This is a genomic window from Longimicrobiales bacterium (genome assembly GCA_035764935.1).
In the GTDB taxonomy this organism is placed as follows: Bacteria; Gemmatimonadota; Gemmatimonadetes; order Longimicrobiales; family RSA9; genus DASTYK01.
The window spans coordinates 1-4,209 of record DASTYK010000085.1; the positions used below are offsets into that span (position 1 = coordinate 1).

A 4,209-nucleotide genomic window follows, 5' to 3' on the forward strand; every position below is an offset into this window, starting at 1 on the left:
TGTCTAGCGCATCAGCACGTCGGCTACGTCGGCCTCACGGTGCGTCTGCGCTTCCGCCGACCCCCGCGCAGCCGCGCTATCGCGTTGAGGCCTAGATCCGAAAGCGCACCCGAGTCGGCGCCTGGCTATCGCAGCTCGCGCAAAGCGACACCCGTTCCGCCGCCAAGGCGGAGTGCCGGCGGCAGGCGGAAGCGGCACTCGACCTCTCCACGGCCGCGCTGCTCCTTTGCGTGGAACGGGCGTCAGCCGCCCAGCATCTGGACCCCGGTCGGGATCATTGCGATTGCGAGGGCGGCGCAGCCGGCGAGGCTGACGAGCTCGAGCCCGTCGGGCACCATCAGCATCAAGCTGCCCACGAGCCGTGCGATGCCCTGCCGGGCCGGAAGGGCATCCGAAGCCAGCAGCGCGACCGCGAGGACGGCGAAACCGAGCGGTAGGAGCAGGACCGCCCAGAGCAGCACCATCCACCCGGCCTTGGCATAGAGCGCTCGCAGGCCCGGCGCGAGCTGGGCGAACTCGGACTCCGGCAATCTGTCGAATGCGCTCATGGTCAGGCACAGCGCCCCCTTGTCGGCGGCGAGGGCGATCACCCCGATCACCGCCAGGCCGGCTCCGATCAGGCCGGCCCACTCCGCCGATGAGCCCGCAAACACACCGGTGTAGTGGAACACGATGACAATCAGCAGCGGACAGCACGCGAGCACCGCGACATGCCCGACGTGCAGCAGCCGGTTCCCGTGTGCACGCGCGACCATCTCGGCCGGGTCGGTGATCACGTGCGGATGTCGTAGACCCGGGTGCACGGCGAAGCCGAACGCAAAAAGCGCGGGGAACAACACGAATGCGAGGCCGGTTGAAATGTCCTTCACCGACGTCAGGCTTACGGCTATCAGCGACACGAAGCGTCACCTCTGGACTGGACAAGCGCCTGCGACGCAGACGCGGAATGCTCGATGCAACCTCCCAGCCCCGCGCGCCTCCGGCAACGGTGCATTCAACTGGCCGCGACCGCGGTGAACTACTGCCGTCGCAACTCGACTCCCGCACGGGATGAGAAGCAGCAGTGGCTCGGCTAAGTATGTGCACTGCTCCTTCGAGGCAACGGAGCAGCGCTCCTACGGGCACGAACTGCGCCTGGTGCACCTACATTGAGGGGCTATGGCCGCGCGCGAGCGGCCCTTACTCGACCTTCCACTCCTTGATCCAGCTGTGCTCGACGAGTCCGTGGCGAACGAAAGGGTCGTCGGCCACGAGCTGCGCCGCGTCGTCGGGCGAGTCGGTCTCGAAGCTGATCAGTCCGCCGGACCGGTCGGCGAACGGACCTCCGAGGTACTCGCGCAGCTCGAGCCCCCGCCAGTGGGCGGCGTGCTCGGGTGCGACCGCCGCGACGCGGTCGGGGTCGTCCTTCATGAAGTAGATGTACGAAACCCGCATCGAGCCTCCGTTCCGTGTGCCTCTTGGGACCGTGATCTCCGCGGGAGCTCCGACGCCAATCGCGCAGGAGAACATGGCGACGCTTCCCAGCCAGGCGTCGAACTCGTCCTCGACCGCGCGCTGGATGATCAGCCGCGCGCCTCGCGAGCTCAGACAGCAACTCTCGCGGATTCTTGCCGACCCCGACGGCCAGCAACCGATCGATCTGCTGCTCGATCTCCGCCGACGGCGGTGCCGTGCGTCTCACTGCGTAGGTCCTCCTTCATTCGTCCTGTCAGGACTTGAGGGAACCTATGCCGTGCCCTTGGCGGGCCCGGCGATTTGCAGCAGTTGGGAGACGCGACCCATCCTGGGCCGGCTATCGCGGTTCGGGGAAACATCTGTGGCGGCCAGCTCGGCGGCAGTTGTCAGGAGGCCGCTTGGTCGGTGGGGGGCGCTGCGGCGGCGACTTCTAGGTAGACCATGCCCTCTTCGGGGGTCAGGAACTGCTCGTAGATGCGCCGCGTGCGGCCGTAGTGACGGTCCAAAGCCGTCTCGGCCCGCTGGCAGTCTTCCGCTTTCTCCAAGATTCGGGCTGTGCCCTCGGCGCCGGGTCCGAGCGGCTTGCCGCGCGGATCGCAGGGAAACACGCGCACCCGCGGGTCGCGGCGGATGCGGCGCACCTTGGCCGTGCGCTGCTCGGTGCTTGCGACGAGGCGGCGGTCGTCGAGCAGCGCGAACCAGACGGGCGTCGGCACGGCGGTGCCGTCCTTTCGGAAGGTGACGAGAAGCGCGTACTTGTGCCCCCGCAACCCGGCGAAGTCCGACGCCGTGCCGGGCTGGGCGGCGGACTCGAATGCGGCCTTGTGACGGGCGCGGCCGTAGAACCAGTAGCTGGCGTCGGCGAGGCGGTGTTTGAGCGCCATGGTGCGGAATCTACGCCGCTCGAGGGCCGCCGGAAAGCCGCGACCGATGCGACGACCTCAGCTGGCGCTCACGCGCAGCCGAGGACGGAGCCCCGGCTGCAGCTACAGACGCCAGCTACCGTGACGTGACCCCCGTCGCTGTGCGTGCTGCAGTCTCAGCGTTACCGGTTGGTCGGCACCCTTGCCTGACGGCACTGCTCATTGTCGCGCGAAGCGCCAGCAGCGGATCGAGCGCCGCATGGGGGCGCTGCGGGCCATCCAGTGGCCGCGCGGTTAGGGTGCGCCCTTATGGCGCTGTCGCTGGCGGCCAGTACCGACGTGACCCGGGAGGCCGAGCGGCTCGTCCGCGACCCGTCGCTGTTCAAGTGGTACGCCGTCGCGTTGCTGGCGTTGGTGATCTACGTCTACGCCAATGAGGTCGAGCGGCGCCGCTGGGACATCATCGCCGCCGGTGCGGCGGTGTGGCTCGCCGACTGGTTCAACGAGATCGTCAACGCCCTGGTGCTGCAGGCCTCCGGCCGCGCACCCCTCTGGGCGACGACCGGCCCGACCGCCTACCAGTTCCTGGTCGGGCTCAACGTCGAGATCTCGTTCATGTTCGCGATTGCCGGCATCGTCTACGTGAAGCTCCTGCCGCCCGACCCCGGTCAGCGGATCCTCGGGATCCCGAACCGGCTCGCCATCGCGCTCGGGCTCTCTGTGGTCAGCGTCGCCGTCGAACTCTTCCTGCACGCATCGGGCACCTTCCACTGGGAGTACTGGTGGTGGAACACCCCGTTCGTGCCACTGATCGTCGTCTTCGGCTACCTCTGGTTCTACCTCTTTGCCGCGTGGGTCTACGACGCTCCGAGCGCGCGGCAGCGCTGGACACGCCTTGGTGCCCTGGCGGCGCTCGACGTCTTGATGGGCTTGGTGTTCGGCGTCGGCTTCGGGTGGCTATAGGCCCCAGGCGCGTCGAACGGTGGCCGAAACGCGACTTCTCGCATCGCAGCACACGCAAGAACCAGTCGGGCGTCGTGCACGAGCGCCCTCGTCGCGCAAAGCGACACTCCGCCTGCCGGCAACCGCAGGGCCGGTGCCAACGCGAAGCAGCAGCGCGGGTGGTCTTGCTCTGCGTATCAACCGCGACTCAGTCGCATGGGAAAGCAGCGGCCAGGTGAGGGCTGATGTGCTGATCCCGGCCTGCTCAGGCCGCGTCAGGCGCAGATCGATCTGGAAGTGGCGTGCGATCGTCTCGACCGACGGCCGGCTCAAATTGCAGCCGCCGGTGAAGCGGCGTGAAAGCGGGGTCAACAGGTCCAGGATCCGGGCCAAGCGCGGTCTGCTCGACTGCACGTGCTCAAGGAAGAGAAGGCGACCGCTGGGCTTCAGGACGCGGCGAGCCTCTCGGACGGCGGCGTCGGGGGCAGGGAACGTGCACAGGCCGAAGACGATCACGACCGCGTCGAACTCCGCGTCGCCGAACGGCAGCGATTCGGCGGGAGCTTCTACGAGGCGAACGGGGGAGCCCACGTGTTCTGCACGGCGGCGTGCCCGCTTGAGCATGTGGGGATCCGGATCAAACGCCGACGACCTCGTCGGCGTGTGTGTAGTACGGGAAGGCTCAGACCGGTTCGGATGCCGACGTCCAGCACTCTGCCGCGTGCGTCCTCGCCGATGCGTAGGTGTTGCCGGCGAATGCCGAGCAGCTCAAATGGGAGCGAGAACGGGTCGTGCACGGCCGCCCACGCCGGATGGCCCGCGTTCGTCATTCGCCCTGCTCGGTGGGAGAACCGGCAGGTGCGAGATGCTGTTTGAGCCAGGGCACGAGCAGCCGCATCGTCGTCATGAGGTGCTCGTGGAACAGCATGTGGCCGGCGCCGGGGATGAC

The 4,209-nt window shown here is 68.0% G+C and carries 4 protein-coding genes; 1 reads left to right on the forward strand and 3 read right to left on the reverse strand.

The genetic code is table 11. The annotated features are described in order from the left end of the window. Positions 1-242: 242 nt before the first annotated feature. The 3 genes from VFU06_06760 to VFU06_06770 all read right to left on the reverse strand — a co-directional run bounded on the left by VFU06_06760 (position 243) and on the right by VFU06_06770 (position 2,339). Entirely contained in the window at positions 243-899 is a 657-nt protein-coding gene (locus tag VFU06_06760; GenBank protein HEU5209094.1) for a hypothetical protein, read from the reverse strand. A gap of 280 nt (positions 900-1,179) precedes the next feature. Beyond that, positions 1,180-1,434 (reverse strand): YciI family protein, encoded by a 255-nt coding sequence (locus VFU06_06765; protein ID HEU5209095.1) that lies wholly within the window; start codon positions 1,432-1,434, stop codon positions 1,180-1,182. A gap of 407 nt (positions 1,435-1,841) precedes the next feature. Further along, positions 1,842-2,339 carry a PPOX class F420-dependent oxidoreductase gene (locus VFU06_06770; GenBank protein ID HEU5209096.1) on the reverse strand — a complete coding sequence of 166 codons (498 nt, stop codon included), beginning with the start codon at positions 2,337-2,339 and terminating at the stop codon, positions 1,842-1,844. 288 nt (positions 2,340-2,627) lie between these two features. Here VFU06_06770 and VFU06_06775 point away from each other — a divergent pair, with 288 nt between their 5' ends. Further along, on the forward strand, positions 2,628-3,281 hold the full coding sequence (locus VFU06_06775) for a hypothetical protein (protein HEU5209097.1): 654 nt from the start codon (positions 2,628-2,630) through the stop codon (positions 3,279-3,281). Positions 3,282-4,209: the final 928 nt, after the last annotated feature.